18 protein-coding genes and 1 pseudogene are annotated in these 19401 nt (G+C 48.9%); 13 read left to right on the top strand and 6 right to left on the bottom strand.

What is annotated here, in order from left to right:
* Positions 1-37: 37 nt before the first annotated feature.
* Together folP and GN241_12375 are read left to right on the top strand one after the other, a co-directional pair.
* Positions 38-1057 (top strand): dihydropteroate synthase, encoded by a 1020-nt coding sequence (gene folP, locus GN241_12380; protein XAT58079.1) that lies wholly within the window; start codon positions 38-40, stop codon positions 1055-1057.
* Entirely contained in the window at positions 1047-2399 is a 1353-nt protein-coding gene (locus tag GN241_12375; protein XAT58078.1) for a phosphoglucosamine mutase, read from the top strand. The genes folP and GN241_12375 overlap by 11 nt, the downstream gene beginning before the upstream one ends.
* Before the next feature lie 94 nt (positions 2400-2493).
* On the opposite strand, the gene GN241_12370 is transcribed toward GN241_12375, so the two are convergent.
* Both GN241_12370 and ilvC read right to left on the bottom strand, forming a co-directional pair.
* Positions 2494-3414 carry an EamA family transporter gene (locus tag GN241_12370; protein XAT58077.1) on the bottom strand — a complete coding sequence of 307 codons (921 nt, stop codon included), beginning with the start codon at positions 3412-3414 and terminating at the stop codon, positions 2494-2496.
* Between the two features lie 76 nt (positions 3415-3490).
* On the bottom strand, positions 3491-4513 hold the full coding sequence (ilvC, locus tag GN241_12365; GenBank protein ID XAT58076.1) for a ketol-acid reductoisomerase: 1023 nt from the start codon (positions 4511-4513) through the stop codon (positions 3491-3493).
* Positions 4514-4644: 131 nt separating this feature from the next.
* On the opposite strand from ilvC, the gene GN241_12360 reads away from it, so the two are divergent.
* The 3 genes from GN241_12360 (at position 4645) to GN241_12350 (ending at position 6825) form a co-directional block, all read left to right on the top strand.
* Complete coding sequence (locus GN241_12360; protein ID XAT58075.1) at positions 4645-5100, top strand: winged helix-turn-helix transcriptional regulator; 456 nt, start codon at positions 4645-4647, stop codon at positions 5098-5100.
* Positions 5097-5567, top strand: coding sequence for a winged helix-turn-helix transcriptional regulator (locus GN241_12355; protein XAT58074.1), 471 nt, complete (start codon positions 5097-5099; stop codon positions 5565-5567). The genes GN241_12360 and GN241_12355 overlap by 4 nt, the downstream gene beginning before the upstream one ends.
* Before the next feature lie 130 nt (positions 5568-5697).
* The gene (locus tag GN241_12350; protein ID XAT58073.1) at positions 5698-6825 is read left to right on the top strand and encodes an aminotransferase class V-fold PLP-dependent enzyme; all 1128 of its coding nucleotides are present in this window, start codon (positions 5698-5700) and stop codon (positions 6823-6825) included.
* Here GN241_12350 and GN241_12345 read toward each other — a convergent pair.
* Both GN241_12345 and GN241_12340 read right to left on the bottom strand, forming a co-directional pair.
* Positions 6813-8030 carry a UbiH/UbiF family hydroxylase gene (locus GN241_12345; protein ID XAT58072.1) on the bottom strand — a complete coding sequence of 406 codons (1218 nt, stop codon included), beginning with the start codon at positions 8028-8030 and terminating at the stop codon, positions 6813-6815. The genes GN241_12350 and GN241_12345 overlap by 13 nt on opposite strands.
* Positions 8031-8098: 68 nt before the next feature.
* Positions 8099-8743 (bottom strand): pyrimidine 5'-nucleotidase, encoded by a 645-nt coding sequence (locus GN241_12340; protein ID XAT58071.1) that lies wholly within the window; start codon positions 8741-8743, stop codon positions 8099-8101.
* A 92-nt stretch (positions 8744-8835) separates the two neighbouring features.
* Here GN241_12340 and GN241_12335 point away from each other — a divergent pair, with 92 nt between their 5' ends.
* A complete protein-coding gene (locus tag GN241_12335; GenBank protein XAT58070.1) occupies positions 8836-9477 on the top strand; it encodes an FCD domain-containing protein in 642 nt (213 codons plus the stop codon).
* Here the strand turns inward: GN241_12335 and GN241_12330 are convergent.
* Together GN241_12330 and carA are read right to left on the bottom strand one after the other, a co-directional pair.
* Positions 9423-11303 carry a glycosyltransferase gene (locus tag GN241_12330; GenBank protein XAT58069.1) on the bottom strand — a complete coding sequence of 627 codons (1881 nt, stop codon included), beginning with the start codon at positions 11301-11303 and terminating at the stop codon, positions 9423-9425. The genes GN241_12335 and GN241_12330 overlap by 55 nt on opposite strands.
* Before the next feature lie 104 nt (positions 11304-11407).
* Complete coding sequence (gene carA, locus GN241_12325; protein XAT58068.1) at positions 11408-12571, bottom strand: glutamine-hydrolyzing carbamoyl-phosphate synthase small subunit; 1164 nt, start codon at positions 12569-12571, stop codon at positions 11408-11410.
* A gap of 163 nt (positions 12572-12734) precedes the next feature.
* On the opposite strand from carA, the gene GN241_12320 reads away from it, so the two are divergent.
* The 7 genes and pseudogenes from GN241_12320 to GN241_12290 all read left to right on the top strand — a co-directional run bounded on the left by GN241_12320 (position 12735) and on the right by GN241_12290 (position 19378).
* Entirely contained in the window at positions 12735-13196 is a 462-nt protein-coding gene (locus GN241_12320) for a GatB/YqeY domain-containing protein (protein XAT58067.1), read from the top strand.
* Between the two features lie 600 nt (positions 13197-13796).
* On the top strand, positions 13797-15227 hold the full coding sequence (locus GN241_12315) for a mannose-1-phosphate guanylyltransferase/mannose-6-phosphate isomerase (protein XAT58066.1): 1431 nt from the start codon (positions 13797-13799) through the stop codon (positions 15225-15227).
* A gap of 12 nt (positions 15228-15239) precedes the next feature.
* Positions 15240-16358, top strand: coding sequence for a GDP-mannose 4,6-dehydratase (gmd, locus tag GN241_12310; GenBank protein XAT58065.1), 1119 nt, complete (start codon positions 15240-15242; stop codon positions 16356-16358).
* A gap of 9 nt (positions 16359-16367) precedes the next feature.
* Complete coding sequence (locus GN241_12305) at positions 16368-17342, top strand: NAD-dependent epimerase/dehydratase family protein (protein ID XAT58064.1); 975 nt, start codon at positions 16368-16370, stop codon at positions 17340-17342.
* Between the two features lie 416 nt (positions 17343-17758).
* Entirely contained in the window at positions 17759-18085 is a 327-nt protein-coding gene (locus GN241_12300) for an NAD-dependent epimerase/dehydratase family protein (GenBank protein XAT58063.1), read from the top strand.
* Positions 18075-18536 (top strand): annotated as a pseudogene (locus GN241_12295) (transposase). Before GN241_12300 ends, GN241_12295 begins: the two are co-directional and overlap by 11 nt.
* A gap of 77 nt (positions 18537-18613) precedes the next feature.
* Positions 18614-19378 carry a hypothetical protein gene (locus tag GN241_12290; protein XAT58062.1) on the top strand — a complete coding sequence of 255 codons (765 nt, stop codon included), beginning with the start codon at positions 18614-18616 and terminating at the stop codon, positions 19376-19378.
* Positions 19379-19401 lie beyond the last annotated feature (23 nt).

The raw sequence follows: 19401 nt of genomic DNA, 5'->3' as shown, positions 1-19401 counted from the left end.
GCTTGCAATAGGCCAGATTTTTGCGCATCACTGCATTATGACAGAGTATTATCGCCCTTTGCTGAGTAGAGCCTATCCGCGCCCCGCCGCGGCGCTGATTTGTGCAGGGGGAAATGCGTGGTTTCAATTCGTTGAAAAGATCACCCGCGAGGGTGGCCGTGAAGTGGTTGATGCCAACAGCCTGCCAAGCGAGTGGAAGAGCAAATTGACCCGGCCTCGGCCAAATTTTTGCGGTATGGACTTTCACCGTGCGAATATCATGGGTATTTTGAACGTAACGCCCGATAGTTTTTCGGATGGCGGCACGTTCTTAGATCCGAACTTTGCGGTTGAGCAAGCGGTTCAGATGGCCGAGGACGGGGCTGATCTTATCGATATTGGCGGCGAGTCGACACGGCCGGGGGCAGTTGAAATTTCGGTTCAAGAAGAAGTTGCGCGGGTGATACCGGTTATCGGAGCGCTTGCGCAAAAGATAAGCGTAGCGATCTCTGTTGATACGCGCAAATCGGCGGTGGCTGATGCGGCCTTTGAATCGGGCGCGCGTTTGGTCAATGATGTGTCCGGTTTTACCTTTGATCCTGATCTTTTGACGGGCTGTGGCGAAAATATGCGCCCGGTTTGCGTGATGCATTCCCAAGGCCTTCCCGAAATGATGCAGAACAATCCGCAGTATGATGACGTGGTTTTAGATGTGTATGATTTTTTGCAGGCGCAGATCGCCAAATTGGTGGCCGCGGGGGTACCCGAGCGTTGCATCTTAGCTGATATCGGGATTGGTTTTGGCAAAACACTCGCACATAATTTGGCGCTTCTCAATCGGATTAGTTTGTTCCATGGTTTGGGCGTGCCCTTGCTCTTGGGTGTGTCGCGAAAGGGTTTCATTGGCCAGATTGCCGGTGTAGAAGACCCCCAACAGCGATTGGCTGGATCTCTTTCGGTGGCGCTTGCTGCACGGGCGCAGGGGGTTCAGGTGTTTCGCGTTCATGAAGTCAGGCAAACCCGAGAGGCGTTTGATCTTGATAAAGCGGTGGAAAAGGGCGAGGCAGATGGGGCGTAAATATTTTGGAACCGATGGTGTGCGCGGCCCAGCGAATAGCTTTCCGATGACCGCCGATATTGCGCTGAAACTGGGCGCAGCGGCGGGCCGATATTTCCAAAAATCGAAAAACCTTTCTAAGCGGGTCGTGATTGGAAAAGACACGCGGCTCTCTGGCTATATGTTTGAAAATGCCCTCACGGCAGGGCTGACCTCAACCGGAATGAATGTTTTGTTGCTCGGGCCTGTTCCGACGCCGGCGGTTGGATTGTTGACGCCGTCGATGCGGGCTGATTTAGGGATTATGATTTCGGCAAGCCATAATGGGTTTAAAGATAATGGCATCAAATTCTTCGGGCCAGACGGGTATAAATTATCCGATGAGGTGGAAAATCAAATTGAAACTCTGCTCGATGAAGGGGCAAACGGTTTGGCCCCTGCCGATCAAATAGGCCGTGCGCAGCGGATTGATGATGGTTTGTTTCGTTATGTAGAGCGTGCCAAGTCAAGCTTTCCCAGCGACGTGCGGCTGGATGGTATGAAAGTGGTGATCGATTGCGCCAATGGGGCTGGATATAAAGCGGCTCCGGAAGTTCTTTGGGAATTGGGGGCCAACGTTATCCCCGTTGCCGTCAATCCAAACGGAAGAAACATAAACCATAATTGTGGCTCGACCAAGCCGCAGGTGGCGGCAGAAACGGTTGTGGCGCATGGCGCTGATCTGGGAATCTGCCTGGATGGTGATGCCGATCGGGTGATTTTGATCGACGAAAAAGGCCGGGTTGCAGATGGGGATCAATTGATGGGTCTTTTGGCGCAAAGATGGGCGTCTGAGGATCGGTTGCAGGGCAATGCTTTGGTCGCCACTGTGATGTCGAATTTAGGTTTAGAGCAGTTTTTGAAAGGCCATAAAATTGATCTTTTGCGCACCAATGTCGGGGATCGTTACGTTGTTGAAAAAATGCGCCAAGGCGGGTTTAACCTGGGCGGGGAGCAATCTGGACATATCATCATGACAGAGCACGCGACCACCGGCGACGGTTTGATGGCCGCGCTGCAATTTTTGGGCGAAATGAAGCGCAGCGATACCTCCGCAAGCGATTTGGCAAATGTGTTCGAGCCTGTGCCGCAACTTTTGAAAAATATTCGCTTTGCTGCGGGGGACAGGCCACTTGAGGCTGAACCTGTGCAAAAAACCATTGCGGCTATGGAAACAAAGCTTGCCGGTCAGGGGCGGTTGTTGATCCGCAAATCGGGTACGGAGCCGCTGATCCGAGTGATGGCTGAATGCACGGAACCAGCTTTGCTTGAACAGGTTGTGGATGAGGTTGTTGGGGCTGTTGAAGCCGTTTGCCAAGCGTGAGCAAAGTGCATTTTTTGCCCTGTTTTTGCTTGGATATCGGGTTGAACGTTTAAAATATGCATGCGACTTAACGCGCGCATGCCTATTTTAACCTTTAGGACTTGGCCCCAAAGAAAAGCCTATTAAGTGCTTTATACTGGCTAAGATAAACGCCAATGATGATCAATAGCAAGGCCACCAGCAAGCGGATTTGAAACGGCTCATTTAACAAGAGAATTCCAAAAATAACAGACCAAAGCGGCACTTGATAATTGGTCAAACTCATGAAAACAGGGCCGGCGGTTCTGATCACCAGCACCCGCAAAAGATTTGCCAGCGCGGTCGGAAAAAGGCCTAAAAAAATCAATAATCCCCATCCGTTGCTGCTTATTGCAGGGGGCGGGCCCTCGATCACAAAGGCTGTAACAATCACAAAGCCACTGCCGATCAGCAGGCTCACAGCCGCCAAGCCGATAGGATCCATAGGCGCCAGGCGGCGCATCACAACCGAACTGATCGCATAGCAACTGGCCGCGCCAAAGCAAGCGATGCGGCCGGGCCATTCAAGATCTGCGCCTGTCATGTCTAAGGCTTTTGAGCCAATTAGAACCAACACGCCCACAAATCCGATGCCAAAGCCGATCGAGCGGCGCAATGTCATTTTTTCGCCTGGTATCAATAGATGAGAGAGCGGAAGCACCAAGAGGGCAACCGCTGCCATGGTAACGCCCGAGAAGCTTGATGTTACATATTGCTGCGCCCAGCTGATCAATTGAAACGGGATTGCAGTGCTGAGCAATCCCACGCAAATCAGCCCGCCCCAGCTGCGCGTTTTATCCAGATGCAAGCGGCGGCCGCGCAATTGCCAAAGCGCTCCGGTGACAACGGTCGCAAACACGATGCGCCCAGCGGTCAGCCAAAACGGCGTAACATGCTCAAGGGCCAGTTCGATGACCATAAAGGTGCTGCCCCAGATCACGCCCAGAGCGGCAACCATAAGCCAGCTGGCCTTCGTGATATGCGGGGTGTCCTTCATATTTTGGGGCAGTCCTGTTCAGGAAAAGCAAGTGGACGCCAATGCCCCAATGTGATCAAGGGCGCCCAAATCTTTTTTAGTTGCGCTCTTTGTCAACCATTTTACCGGCAGAGATCCATGGCATCATGCCGCGCAAAGTTTCCCCGACGGCTTCGATTTGATGCGCATCATTCATCCGGCGTGTGCCCTTAAAGAAAGGCTGGCCAACTGCGTTTTCTTGCATGAAATCGCGCACAAACTTGCCCGTTTGAATATCGCTGAGGATAGATTTCATCCGTGCTTTGGTTTCATCATAGGGCAAAACGCGCGGTCCGCTGACATACTCACCATATTCGGCCGTGTTTGAAATTGAATAGTTCATGTTGGCGATGCCGCCTTCATAAATCAGATCGACGATCAATTTTACCTCATGCAGGCATTCAAAATAGGCCATTTCAGGCGCGTATCCGGCTTCTACCAGCGTTTCAAAGCCCATGCGGATCAGTTCAACCAAGCCGCCGCATAAAACCGCCTGTTCGCCGAATAAATCGGTTTCACATTCTTCGCGGAAATTCGTTTCAATAATGCCAGAGCGCCCGCCACCGATTGCCGAGCAATAGCTCAGACCGATTTCCAGAGCCTTGCCTGATGCGTCATTATCAACGGCTACAAGGCACGGCACGCCGCCGCCTTTGGTGTATTCCCCGCGCACGGTATGGCCAGGGCCTTTGGGGGCCATCATGATCACGTCAACCCCGGGTTTGGGATCGATCAAGCCGAAATGTACGTTCAAACCATGCGCGAAGGCAATCGCCGCGCCTTCGCGGATATTGTCATGCACATATTTCTTATAGGTCTCGGCTTGCAGCTCATCGGGCATGGTGAACATGATCAGATCACACCAGGCCGCCGCTTCCGCGATGCCCATCACGGTTAAGCCCTCTCCTTCGGCCTTTTTCGCCGAGGCCGAGCCTTCGCGCAGCGCAACGACCAAGTTTTTGGCGCCGCTATCGCGCAAATTCAGCGCATGGGCATGGCCTTGTGATCCATAGCCCAAAATCGCTACTTTTTTGTCTTTGATCAGATTAATATCGCAATCGCGGTCATAATAAACGCGCATCAGAAACCCTCCATTTGCATTTCAATCTGCAGCGTTATATCGGTATTTTTAGAATACAGGTTTCTTATTTGGTATTAATCTGCTAAATATGGTATAAATCATTCTTTATTTTTTATTAAAAAGAAAAAATCATGCTTGATGCTACTGATCGGCGCATATTGCGGGTTTTCCAAAGTAACCCGTCGCTTTCAATGTCGGATCTGGCCGCATTAGCGGGAACAACGCCTGCGGTTTTATCGCGCCGGCTGGCTCGGCTGCGTGACACAGATGTTTTATTGGGCCAGGAGGCGCTTATCGATTGGTCAGCGCTGGGCTACAGTGTGGAAGTGTCTTTAAGGGTGGCGTTGGATAAAACCCAAGCCACCGCCTTTGAGGTATTTTGCGCAGCGGCGCGTTTGGTGCCAGAAGTCACCGAAATCCAAAGTTTTCTTGGCCGGGTGGATATTCGCTTATCGGTCATTGCCCGCGATATGGCGCATTATCAATCGATTTACCGCAACCATATTCTCGCACTGCCGCATATTGCCGATATCGAAGCTTTGATGCATGTGGCGCGGATTAAATCGGATGAAGTATTGCCGGTATGATCGAGATTGATGCCATTGACAGAGCGCTTTTGCGCGCCCTGGTTGAGGATGCGGGGCAAAGCGCTGGCGCGCTGGCCCGCGTTCTGGGGATGTCGCAGCCTGTAATATGGCGGCGGATAAAGCGTTTGCGCGACACAGGGGTGATCAAGGGCACACGGCTGCGGCTTGATAAGGCGGCTTTAGGATTCGGAGTGACGGTGTTTTTGGGCATAAAGCTTGCCACTAAGGGCCGCGTCAGTTTGGACGATTTTGAACGGGCTGTGACGGGTATTCCTGAGGTGCAGACCGTTGAGCATGTTTTGGGGCTCTATGATTATCGCTTGCGGGTTGTGGCGCGCGATATATCTGATTTCGAACGTATTTTACGGCGCCGAATCATGACCTTACCAGGGGTTGGTGATGTTGAGGCAAATGTCTTGCTTAGCGAAGAGCGCCGCCCGGGCCCGCTAGATGCTTTGGAAATCTAATCGGGTGTGGCTAAGCCGTTTCGCTTTGTCTCGCGCTGGAGGCTGTGACAGAAGGCCCCGCTTAGCAACTAGACTTTGCCTTTAGGGGCGCGCTGCCCTATTTATAAAGCAAAATAAAAGGAAAAACGCGATGCCTGCTTTGCTAAAGACAGTAGATCCCGAGGGACTAGAAGAATTTTCAGTCGTCTTTACGGATAGATCCTTAAACCATATGTCGACGGTTTTTCAATCCGTGATGACCGATATTTCTGCCATGTTGAAACAGGTTTATAACGCGGATGCGGTGGCCTTGATCCCGGGTGGCGGCACTTTTGGGATGGAAGCCGTAGCCCGCCAGTTTGGCCGCGATGCGGATGTTTTGGTGGTGCGCAACGGATGGTTTTCCTATCGATGGTCGCAAATTTTTGAAGCCACATCTGGCGCCGCGGCTGTGGAGGTGATGAAAGCCCGACAAGCTGGCAATGGCGCACAAGAGCCTTTTCGGCCCGCTGCGATTGAAGATGTGGTTGCAAAAATCCATGACATGCGGCCAGATATTGTGTTTGCACCGCATGTTGAAACCTCGGCGGGGGTGATCTTGCCGCCCGACTATCTGGCGGCTTTGTCTTCAGCGGCCCATGAGGTTGGGGCTTTGATGGTGTTGGATTGTATTGCTTCGGGCTGCGCTTGGGTAGATATGCAGGCCAGCGGCGTGGATGTGCTTATTTCAGCGCCTCAAAAAGGCTGGTCCGCATCGCCCTCAGCGGGGTTGGTAATGCTGTCTCAGCGGGCGGTCGAGCGCATGGAACATACGGCCTCTGACAGTTTTGCGATTGATTTGAAAAAATGGCATAGCATCATGCAAATTTACGAAAATGGCGGCCATGCTTATCATGCCACTATGCCAACTGACGCATTGCGCGCGTTTCGTGATACGATGCTGGAAACCCGCGAATTCGGGTTTGATAAATTGGAAGCGGCGCAATGGGAATTGGGAAATCAAGTGCGTGCGATGCTGAAAGCGAAAGGGATTGTGTCGGTGGCAGCCGACGGGTTTGGCGCGCCGGGTGTTGTCGTGAGCTATACCAGCGATCCAAAAATACAAAACGGGTCAAAGTTTTCGGCGCTTGGGATGCAGATTGCAGCCGGCGTTCCATTGGCTTGCGATGAGCCAGAAAATTTCATGACTTTCCGTCTTGGGCTTTTTGGCTTGGATAAATTATACGATGTCGACGCAACGGTCGCGCGGCTTCGGCGGGTGATCGATCAAGTGCTGTAAACAGCCCTTGTTTGCAATCCAAGACGCATCATCGCTTTGCGCAGTGGCGCGGGGCTATGCAGCGCATTTAGGCCAAGCGCCCTTGCGTCGCGCAGCGCCTGTGCCTGCGCCTGCGAGACTGAATTTAGCAGGGAAACACCGGCAACGCGCAGGCGTAAATCACCAATGCGCTGGCGGTGGTAGCGATCCAGCATTTCAGCATCCCCCAAACGCGCAGGATCCGCTTTGGCCAGCGCGAGCAGTGCATCTATATCCCCCAAACTCATATTCAAACCTTGCGCGCCAATAGGGGGAACAACATGCGCCGCTTCGGCGATCAATGCCACGCGCTGTCCGCTTAATCGGTTTGCCAATTGGCTGATGATCGGCCAAAGGCTGCGCCGTGTCACCAAGCGCAAAGGTCCCAGATGGCTGCAAGAGCGCGCGCTCATTTCTGCTTCAAAAGCCTCGGTGGGCATGTTCGATAAGGCCAGCGCATTCGGCCCGGTTTCCATCCAAACCACCGCAGAAGAGGGCTGCCCCTGATAATCTGGAAGCGGCACCAGCGTGAACGGGCCACCGCTGCGATGGATTTCCGTTGACACGTTTTGATGAGGAATAGGATGGGTGACCGCAAACGCCAATGCTTTTTGTCCAAACCGCGTGGTGCTTACAGAAATTCCGGCCTGGTTTCGAATTTCAGAGCTGCGTCCATCTGCTCCGAGAACCAAACGGGCCTTGACCTGCGTGCCATTGCTTAAGGTGATTTTGGCCTCTTGATCGCGGGTGAACAGCTTTGTGCTGGCCACGCCGGGCAGAAATTGAACCCGCGGTTCCATCTCTAAAGCAAGGGAAATTTCGCGCCGCGACAGCCAGTTTGGAACGTTCCACCCAAAGGGTTGGTCTGAAATGTCAGAGGCTTTAAAATCTTTGATCTGGCGCGGCTCGGGAGTCGTTTCAGGCCCGCCCGCATCAATAATGCGCATTACCTCAAGCGGCATGGCGTGATGTTCAAGCACAGACCAAAGGCCAATATCGTCTAAAAACGCCTTTGAGGGCTGCAGGAAAGCGGTTGTGCGTAGGTCAGAATTACCTTCGTTTCGGGATAGAACGGGTGGGATCGGATCTGCGCATATGACCGAAAAGCCAGCCCTGCCGAAGGCGAGCGCTGCAATCAATCCGGCCAGACCACCACCAGAGATGAATATATCCGCTTTCTCCATCACACGAATGCCTTTCTTACATTCCCAACACTTAACCTGATATCGGGGCAAGTCCAACGGAAGCGAGGGGCTTAGACGATCTGCCGCAGAAACTGTACGAGATTATCCGTTTGATAATCAATATGGGGTGTATCCCCGGTTTGAGAGGCATTCACCAAGATCGTTTTCAACCCCAGCTGATGCGGCACGTCTAAATTGCGAGGATCATCTTCAAACATAGCGGCTTGCGTTGGCCGCAAATCTTCGCCGTCGAAAATAATGGCATAGGCTTGTGATGCGGGCTTGGGGTGATACGCCGCGTGCTCAACACCATAAAATGCATCGAATTGTCCCGCCAACCCCAGAGCATTCACCACTTGCCGGGCGTAAGGCGCGGTTCCGTTCGTGTAAATAATTTTGCGCCCCGGTAAAGCCTCAATGGCTTTCGCCAGCGCCTCGCTTTTGGGAAGGTTTGAAAAATCGATATCATGGACCTGCTCTAGGAATGGATCGGGGTCTATATCATGTTCCTGCATCAAACCGGCCAAAGTTGTGCCATAGCGCCGCCAGTAGGCATCGCGCAGCGTATCTGCCGCTTGCGGGGTCAGCTGAAGGTTTGACACGATGTAATCGCGCATTTTCACTTCGATTTGATCAAACAGCCGGATAGAGGGGTGATAGAGCGTATTGTCCAGATCAAAGACCCAATGGCGGATATGGCGCAGCTTCTGGGGCATGATGGTTAATCCTTCTTGCAAAAGCTGCCTGGTTGGGGTTGCTTTCCAAAATCCTAAATCGCTAAATTAAGGACTTATCACCGGAGTGCAATATGGCCCTTAACCGATTACATCAAAAAGACGCCTATACGCTGATTTTAGAGGCGATTGATATGGGAGTTTTTAAACCGGGTGATCGGTTGGTTGAAAGCGATTTGGCAGAGCGCTTCGGCGTTTCGCGTACGCCCATTCGCGAGGCGCTGCAGCGTTTGGAAACGCAATCGCTTCTGAACCGGGATGGCCGCAGCCTTTTTGTCTCGTCTCTTGATCACAATCAAATCGCAGATCTGTATGTCGTGCGCGCTGAATTAGAGGGGCTGGCGGCAAAATTGGCGGCGCGCACCGCGACCAATGAAGAACAGCGGGTGCTGGTTGAGATGGTCGAGCAAGATTTTGAACTGGTCGATGATCCTTCAGCTTTGGCGCGGGCCAATCGGCGGTTTCACAAGCAAATCCATCTTTCAACGCATAACCGGTATTTGGTACAGCAGCTCGATCTTGTTCACCGCTCAATGGCGCTGATGGCGACCACGTCGCTCGCCGCGGATGGTCGTGGCTTAGAGGCGATGAAGGAACATCAGGCGATTGTCGCTGCGATTGTCAATCGCGATGAAGAAGCGGCGTATCAGGCGTTGAAACATCATTTATCTTCGGCTTTCGTCACCCGCTTGAAGCAAAAATCTGAGTCGACATAGGGGGCGGGTAAGCCAGCCCAGCTTTGGCTAAATTGATCACCATGCGTGGTTTTCGCCCAATGAAAGCGGTTAACAATTAGGCCATAAAACGCTTTATAAGCCGAGAGGGTTGCCATTGCGAAATATATAAGTTGCAGCGGCAGCCAGCGTTTAAGACCTTTATGCCCGGATTTTTCCGCCGCCATCACTCCGATCGCACCATCGGCGAGCAAGGCCAGTGCGAATAGCACACCGATTGCATTGCTATAGCCATGGGAAAGTGCCAGATCTTGCCGCGCCACCAGCCCTGCCGCCACGCACCAAAAAATCCAAAAAAGTGGCGCAAAAAGGAAGGTGACAATCGCAGGAAAGAATAATGCATGCACCCCAAACCAGCGCCAAATACCCAGATCGGCCAGCAACTGTTTTGGAGATCTATTATGGCACCAATAGGTCATAAAATAGCCCTTTTGCCATCGCGAGCGTTGTTTGATCCACGTTAAGGGCGTTTTGGTCGCCTCTTCAAAGGTTTTGCTATCAAGTAACGCGCAGCGTAAGCCCGCCCGTGACAAACGCAGGCCGAGATCGGCATCTTCGGTAACGTTAAACGCATCCCAGCCCTTCAGATCGATCAAAGCCGAGCGCCGGATATACATGCTGGTTCCCCCAAGCGGAAGCGCAAACCCAAGCCGTGCCAAACCGGGCAACATAACATGAAACCATGCCGCATATTCCAAAGCAAAACAGCGCGTCAGCCAATTTCTATGCGCGTTGTAAAAATCCAAGCGCCCTTGAAGGCAAACGAGGCGAGGATCGGCCAAAGCGAACTGGTTTGCAACTTTTAAAAGCTGATCTTTTTCTGGGGCATCTTCGGCATCCAAAACGCCGATAATATCGCCGCGGCTGAAGCCAAGGGCAAAGTTCAGCGCGCGTGGTTTGGTTTTTACGCGCCCTTTTGGCACCGTTATGACGCAGCACCAACTTGGCAGCTTGGCCGCCAATAATGCGGTTTGGGTTTCCACATCACCGTCTTCCAAAATTAGCATAACCTCAAGATGCGTGCGCGGATAGTCAAGCCTTTGCAAATGATAGAGAAGGTGATGCAGGATCCTTGGTTCTTCGAGCAAGGGGATCAAAACTGTGACACGGGGCAGAACTTGGGGCCGCTCGGATGGCGCTGCAGAGGCTGGCTTTTGACCAAGGGCGCCAATAAAAATTGTGATTTTCAAGATGGTTGATAGGCTTAAGCTTGCCAAGGCCACGCCCAAGAATATGTGGAATAGGCTCAATATCGCAGTGAGCTCGCTGCGCAGCATCACACCCGTCACAACGCAACACAGAGCGATAAGATATGGGAGTTTCAGGTTGAGGGATCGGCAGCTTTGATGGCTGGGCAAACCCGTTTCTGCCTGTTCAAGCAATTGCGATGAAAAAAGCTGCAGCGTTTGGTTTCGAATTTGCGTAGGGCTGGCGAGAACCAGACTAAAATCACCGCAGATCTGGTGCAAATCTCTAAAATTTTTGTAAAAATCCTGAACATTCGTGCAAGCAATCTGCCAATGGCCATTTGTAAACCGCCAAGGAACCAACCCTGTCTTTAACCAGAAACCTGCTTCCGATTTGGGAAAAGCTGAAGGCTTATCGGGGGTTTTCGCGTGGTTTAGGCCCTGCTGCTGCGCCAAGGCTTTCGCTATATTGTAATGAGAGACTGTTTTTTCTGACACCAAAAGCTCGCCTAAAGGGCAGGGGTGTAGGGTTTGTTGTTGCAAGGCAAGTCTGAGCTTCGGCGCAGAAATTTGGCCTTGTTCAAGAAGTATCTGCCCCAGTTTTTTACCAAATTCAGGCATCTAAACAGAGGTTAAGGTTAAGGTCGCGGGTGCGGGCCTTTGCAAGCTGAATTCACGTGCCATACGGCAAAGAACGCCAAAATAATTAAAATTAACCTAAAGGTTTACGCGTCGACCTTGGCCTTCATCGAGGCAGCGAAACGTTCAAACAGATAAAAACTATCTTGCGGCCCCGGGCTTGCTTCGGGATGATGTTGCACCGAAAACACCGGACGGTTCTGCATTTTTAACCCGCAATTTGATCCATCAAACAACGAGATATGCGTTTCAACCACGCCCTCAGGCAGCGATTGCCCATCGACAGCAAACCCATGATTCATCGAGGTGATTTCAACTTTACCACTTTCTTGATCGCGCACAGGATGATTGGCACCGTGATGGCCATGGTTCATCTTTATGGTTTTTCCGCCAAGCGCTAAGGCCAGCATTTGGTGACCAAGACAAATACCAAATATTGGCAAATTGGTGCTCTCAAGGATTTCTTGTATCATTGGCACCGCATAGCGGCCGGTCGCAGCAGGATCGCCTGGGCCATTCGATAAAAACACCCCGTCCGGTTTTAGCGCCAAAACTTCTTGCGCACTCGTTGTTGCAGGCATCACTGTGACATCGCAGCCTGCAGAGGCCAAACAGCGCAAAATATTACGCTTGGCACCATAATCAATCGCCACGACTTTATGTTGCGCGTGCTGCTGAGGCTTGTGGCCATCTTTCCAGGTCCAACGTTGCTCATTCCAATGATAGGTTTGGCGGCACGTGACCTCTTTGGCCAAATCCATGCCTTCCAACCCGTTGAAGCCGCGGGCTTTTGCGATCAACGCCTCGCGGTCTATTTTACCGTCGGGATGATAGGCTATGGCGACATGTGGGGCCCCTTGTTGGCGGATCACGCGCGTCAAGCGGCGGGTATCGATACCACCAATCGCAATGCGGCCGCGGGCGCGCAGCCAGTCTGATAATTCTGTTTGTGCGCGCCAATTTGAAGCATGCGTTGGATCCCATTTCACCACCATTCCCGCAGCAACCGGATCCACCGCTTCATCATCTGAAATATTCACCCCAACATTGCCGATATGTGGAAAGGTAAAGGTGATGATTTGGCCGCAATAAGATGGATCAGTCATAATTTCCTGATACCCCGTCATCGCCGTATTAAAGCACAATTCGGCCACAGCTTCCCCCGGGGCACCAAAGCCATTGCCATAAAATACGGTGCCATCGGCCAATGCAAGGCAGGCGGTCGGCTCAGATCTGAGAGAGGGGGCCATTTTTTCACTTTCTGGAGGAGTAAATTTGCGGCAATCTAGTGAGTTGTGCCCTAAGCGTCAAGCGGCTCGGCCTCGGCAATTCCTTGCTGATTTTTAATCTGTGCTTGCTCTTGGCGGTGGTTTTCTCTACTGCTTGCCGCCGTCACGATGATAGAGGTGTTTTATGGACCTTCGCGCCCGAATAATGGCTTCTATGAAGCAAGCGATGAAAGAAAAAGATGCCGAGCGTCTTTCGACCGTGCGCTTGATCAGCGCGGCGATCAAAGACCGAGATATCGCTGCGCGCGTTGAGGGCAATGATGACGGCGTCGACGAAACCGAAGTCATGGCGATTCTTGGCAAAATGTCCCGCCAACGCCAGGAAAGTGCCCGCACATATGAAGAAGCTGGCAGGTTGGATTTGGCCGAGCGTGAAATGGCTGAAATCAAGGTGATTGAAGAGTTTTTGCCCAAACAGTTGAGCGCGGATGAGATTTCTCTTGCGGTTGAGACAGCGATTGCAGACATGAACGCCAGTTCTATCCGGGATATGGGGCGCGTCATGGGCGTTTTGAAAAGCCAATATGTCGGTCAGATGGATTTTGGCCAAGTTGGCCCCTTGGTGAAAGAGAAGCTGACAGCTTAGAGAAAGCCCGAATGGATTTTATCAAGCTGCGAGGCGCCCCTTATCTGGAACCGCTTCACAAAACGTTCTTTGAATTTGCCTTAGGTGAGGCGGCAGGCGATTGAAATTTATCATCACGACAGCTTACCTTTTAGCTATTTTTCATAAAAGTGCGTTAAATACCTGATCATTAGATTATTAACCAACGCCAATTCTACCATACCGCTAACGCTAAATGTAATGAGTGTGCATTACAAACCACGTCGTTGAATTTCTATTTATGAAGGATACGCCTTCTCCCATCAAAATCTGAATTTGTTTTAAATTTGTTACAATGCCTCGCGGGTTCATTCGCATTTTGCCATCTAGACGTCTTTTTCTCAAGTATAGCATTGGAACTAGTCAATTGGAATTGCTCACAGGCGCAACTCTCGGTTATAAAAAGTATACCATGAAGTTGAGAGTTCGGATAAGCGAAAACGTCAAGTTTGAAGCATTTTCAAATTAATCAAGTTGAGTTGGATATATTTTAGTTATTTGCGTAAGCTCTCCGAAACGATCAAAACTAGACAAGAATGAATACAAGAGATAACGGTCCCCTATTTGGAAAAGGTGGTCTTTGTGGCAATATATCCCGTTTTACTCGCTGGTGGATCTGGAACGCGCCTTTGGCCCTTGTCGCGGAAATCCTATCCTAAGCAGTTCTCTAACCTTATCGGTAAGAAGACGTTGTTTCAATTTACTGCTAAACGTCTTATGTCATCCGACATCATTGAGTTCGCTTCACATATTACTCTGACAAACGCTGACTTCCGCTTTATCATTGGAGAACAATTGCAGGAAATTGGTATTGATCCCGGCCCCATTTTGATTGAGCCGGAAGCAAAAAATACAGCCGCTGCCATATTAGCCGCAAGCATATTTGCACATGAAAAGGACAAGGACGCCGTTTTACTTGTTGCACCATCTGACCATGTAATCCCCGACACAGCTATCTTCCATGAGGCAATTAAGGTCGGATTATCCCATGTTAAAAATCAAAAGATAGTCACATTTGGCATAAAGCCAACGCATCCAGAGACAGGGTATGGGTATTTAGAACTATCAACAGATCCTCTTGATGATAACGGTACATCTGATATTAAGAACTTTGTTGAAAAACCCAATCTGCAGGATGCGAAGCAGATGCTGGAAGCTGGCCACTATCTTTGGAATGCCGGGATATTTCTATTCCACGCGCAGGACATGATGGATGCCTTTAGTGCTTACGCACCGGAAACTTTAGATTTGGTCTCACAATCCATAAATGAAGCCTCTACAGATCTAGGCTTTTTACGCTTGGCAGCAGAGCCTTGGTCCGAGATCGAGGATATCAGTATTGATTACGCCATTATGGAGAAGGCACAGAACCTCGTTGCGGTTCCTTTTGCATCAAAATGGTCCGATCTTGGTGGATGGGATGCAGTCTGGTCAGAGAGTAGGCTTGACGGGTCAGGCAATGTGACTTCAGAAACTGCACATGCGATTGAATGTTCAAATAGCTTACTGCGCTCTGAGAGCAGCGGCCAGCAAGTTGTAGGTATAGGTTTGAATGACATCATGGCAATTGCTATGCCTGATGCGGTCCTTGTCGCTCCGAAAGAGCGAGCGCAGGATGTCAAAAAAGCGGTTGAGTTGCTCAAGTCAAAAGGCATTGCTCAAGCAGAGATATTCCCTAAGGATTATCGCCCATGGGGTTGGTTTGAGAGCCTAGCGTTGGGAGAACGCTTTCAGGTGAAGCGTATCCGTGTGAAGCCTGGAGCGTCGCTGAGTTTGCAGAGCCATAAGCATCGGTCAGAGCATTGGATTGTCGTTGAGGGGACGGCAAAAGTCACAATTGACGACGAGGTTAAACTTGTGAGCGAGGGCCAATCAATATACGTACCGTTAGGTGCCAAGCACCGCATGGAAAACCCTGGTAAGCTGCCAATGGTTCTAATCGAAGTTCAGATTGGAACTTACCTTGGCGAGGACGACATTATTCGATACGAAGATGTATACGCTCGTAATTAGAAGAGACATAAAATGAAGCGCGCATTAATCACAGGCATTACTGGCCAAGATGGCTCTTATCTTGCTGAATTTTTGCTAGAGAAAGGCTATGAAGTACATGGCATCAAGCGCCGGTCGTCTCTTTTTAATACACAGCGCGTTGATCATATTTACCAAGACCCACATATTGAGAATAGCAGGTTTAAGCTTCACTACGGCGATTTATCGGATACCTCAAATTTAACGCGTATCCTTAGCGATATTGAGCCTGATGAGGTCTATAACCTGGGTGCTCAGTCTCATGTAGCTGTAAGCTTTGAAAGCCCTGAATATACTGCTGATGTAGATGGCGTTGGTACGTTGCGTATGCTTGAGGCCATTCGGTTTTTAGGCTTGGAGCAGAAAACAAAGTTCTACCAGGCCTCTACCTCGGAGCTTTATGGTTTGGTACAAGAAACACCACAGAAAGAAACGACACCGTTTTATCCACGTTCGCCTTATGCGGTTGCCAAGCTTTACTCGTATTGGATCTGTGTGAACTATCGAGAGGCATACGGACTATATGCCTGCAATGGCATATTGTTTAATCATGAAAGCCCGCGCCGTGGCGAAACTTTCGTTACGCGCAAAATTACACGTGGGTTGGCCAACATTGCGTTGGGGCTAGAAAGCTGCCTGCATATGGGAAACATTGATGCCTTGCGCGACTGGGGACACGCAAAAGATTATGTGCGCATGCAGTGGATGATGCTTCAGCAGGATGAAGCGCGTGACTACGTAATCGCGACAGGGAAGCAGTACTCAGTGAGAGAATTTATTACGTGGTCAGCGAACGCACTTGGCATTGATATAGAGTTCAAAGGGACAGGTTTAGATGAGGTTGGTGTGGTAACTAGAATCTCAGGTGATCTTGCACCGAAGATCTCAGTGGGACAGGAAATTGTTAGAATTGATCCGCGCTACTTCAGGCCTGCAGAAGTTGATACACTTCTGGGCGACCCATCTAAGGCAAAAGCTGAATTAGGATGGGAGCCAGAGATAACAGCGCAAGACATGTGTAAAGAAATGGTTGCAGAAGACCATAAGGCGGCGCGGCGCCTTGCACTTCTAAAAGAGCATGATCTTGAATTTCCTGTATCGATCGAGAACTGAGGTTAAGTGATGAAAAAGATTTTTGTCGCAGGTCACAGGGGAATGGTTGGCAGTGCCATTTGTAGACAATTACAAAAGCAGGCGGATGTCGAACTCATCACGCGCACGCGCGATGAGTTAGATTTGTGTAATCAGTCAGCAGTTCATGAGTTTATGAAGTCAGAAAAGCCTGACGAAGTTATTCTAGCAGCGGCAAAAGTCGGGGGCATCCATGCAAATAATACCTACCCCGCGGAATTTATTTATCAAAACCTACAAATACAAAACAACGTTATCCACGCAGCGCATATAAATGATGTGCAGAAATTGCTCTTTCTAGGCTCATCGTGTATTTACCCAAGACAGGTGCAGCAGCCAATGCGAGAAGACGCCCTTCTAACCGGGGTACTTGAGCCCACCAATGAACCTTATGCGATTGCAAAGATTGCGGGGATCAAGATGTGCGAAAGCTATAATCGTCAGTATGGCAGGGATTACCGCTCTGTAATGCCAACCAATCTATATGGACCTGGAGATAACTATCATCCGGAGAATAGTCACGTTGTTCCTGCACTCATCAGGCGTTTCCATGAGGCCAAAATAAACAATCAAGACGAAGTGGTAGTATGGGGGTCAGGGACACCAAAAAGAGAATTTTTGTTTGTAGATGATATGGCTAAAGCGAGCTTGTTTGTTCATAATCTCGACAGTAAAAAGCTTATAGGTAAAGTTAATTCAATGCTGTCTCATATCAATGTCGGCACTGGAACTGATGTAACGATCAAGGAGCTCGCTGAAACTATAAAGGAAGTTGTTGGGTTCACTGGAACCCTTGTGTTTGATCGAACCAAGCCAGATGGAACGCCAAGAAAACTGCTGGATACAGCATTATTAAAAAGGTTGGGATTTTCCAATACTATTAGTTTGAAAATTGGATTGGAGATTGCTTATGAAAATTTCACCTCTTTAAATGGAGAGTGTCGGAGTAAAACATCGGATGTATAATGAGCCAATGTAAAGTTTTTTGTGAATTCAAAAAGATGACGGATATTGGATAAAACCTTAGCTTAATGATGCGCATTACATTTAGTCCGTGCCGTAGTATTACTTTACGGTTCGTACAATGATTTGTCATATTGTTGCACTGATGACGCAGAAATCTAGTGGATATTGAGCTTTATAGACGATCTTTCAAATTTATTCACATTATGATGACTTCCTCGCTTTATTTGCGTCTTTATTCCGCCAACTTTATTGTTTAGGCGGTAAAAGGCTTGGTAAATGTTGTATGATCAAATGCAAATCGGCCAATAAAAAAGTACTTTACTGATTATAGGTTTAAATTGAATATTCTACTCTGGTAACTTTTGCTGACTTCTTTTAATTAGATGACGTCAACGGCTCGAGGGTTATAGGAATAGATGGTACAACGAGTGTTGGTAACAGGAAGTGGTGGAATTGTCGGAAGTCATGTAGTTAATGCACTTCAGTCAAGGGGGGAAGCTATCGAGATTGTTTGCTTCTATGGCGATTTGACAGATAGCGCCAATACTAAGGCTTTCATCAATGAAGCGGGTAAACTGGATACGGTTATTCACTTAGCTGCGAAAGTAGCTTTGGACAAAGTAAAAAAAGATCCCTCGCATGCATATTTGGTGAACGTTGGTGGTACGATCAATCTTCTTAATGCGATCGCTGAAATTGAGCATAAGCCCAGTCTTTTCTACTGTTCATTGCCGGACCGATGATGGCAAAGTCTTTCGAACACTAAATATCATTGATGAGTTCAGCCGGGACTGTTTAGCTATCAAAGTCGATCGGAAGCTGAACTCAACGAACGTCATAGATGCTCTAGCCGATCTATTCACAATGCGTGGCTCTCCAGCATTTATACGGTCGGACAACGGCCCTGAGTTCATCGCTAAAGCCGTAAGAGATTGGATTGCGGCTGTTGGAGCAAAGATGGCTTATATCGAACCAGGTAGCCCTTGGGAGAATGGGTACCTTGAGAGCTTTAATGGCAGGTTCAGAGATGAACTGCTCAATGGAGAGATCTTCTACAGCCTTCGGGAAGCACAGATCATCATCGAAGAATGTAGGAAAGACCACAACACAGAGAGACCACACAGTGCATTGGTCTATCACCCACCAGCTCCTGAAGCCATTTTAGCAATGGATCAAAGGCCAAACATGCACTAACAATTAACCTGGCCCAGTCAGATGAGGCTGCTCAAAAGTTAGGAACTACAGCAACTATTTTAAATAACGGATAAAAAATGAAAGTACGCCTCCCAAATTTCTTTTCGATAAAGCAAGCAACGGATTTAGTCAGAATCGGAAGAGATTATGATGGTGGCTATCTCGTTTCGAAGTCAGATATTGAAAAAACAGATGTACTTATAGGATTAGGTATATCTGATGATTGGAGTTTTGAAGAAGATTTCCTAAGTAGAAAAATCGTATCAGTCTTTGCATATGATGCGAGTGTGAGCGATAGGTTTTTTAGAAGGAATTTCTTTAAGTCACTAAGGTATATTTACAATCCAAAGTTAATTTTCAAACGATTAGTAACATGGCTGTCATATCGAAAGTTCTTTTATAAACCTAATGTCCAGCACATCCAAAAATTTGTTGGCTTAAATTCAATCGATAACATCCATTGCACTTTTGCAGACGTGTTAAATGAAATTAACAGTAAGAATATTTTTTTAAAAATTGATGTAGAAGGTTCTGAATATCGTTTCTTGCAAGACATTATTGCTAACGAAGAAAGAATAACTGGAATGGTTATTGAGTTGCATGATGTTGATATACATTTAGATAAACTCGAAGAGTTTTTTAATAAATTTAGTTTAAATTTAGTTCATGTTCATGCCAATAATTATGCTCCGATATCGGCAGATGATGATTTGCCTCTAGTTTTGGAATTAACATTTTCCAAATACTCTAATAATTCAACAGAGTGTAAATTACCTCATAATATGGATATGCCTAACAACAAAAACTGTTCGGAGTATGAAATATTAGTTAATGGAACATAAAATCCACTTTGAAATTTAATTAA

The sequence above is a fragment of the Rhodobacteraceae bacterium IMCC1335 genome (assembly GCA_039640495.1).
Classification (GTDB): Bacteria; Pseudomonadota; Alphaproteobacteria; order Rhodobacterales; family Rhodobacteraceae; genus Thalassovivens.
Note: the sequence above shows the minus strand (reverse complement) of the source record. Positions and strands in the feature narration are given on the sequence as shown.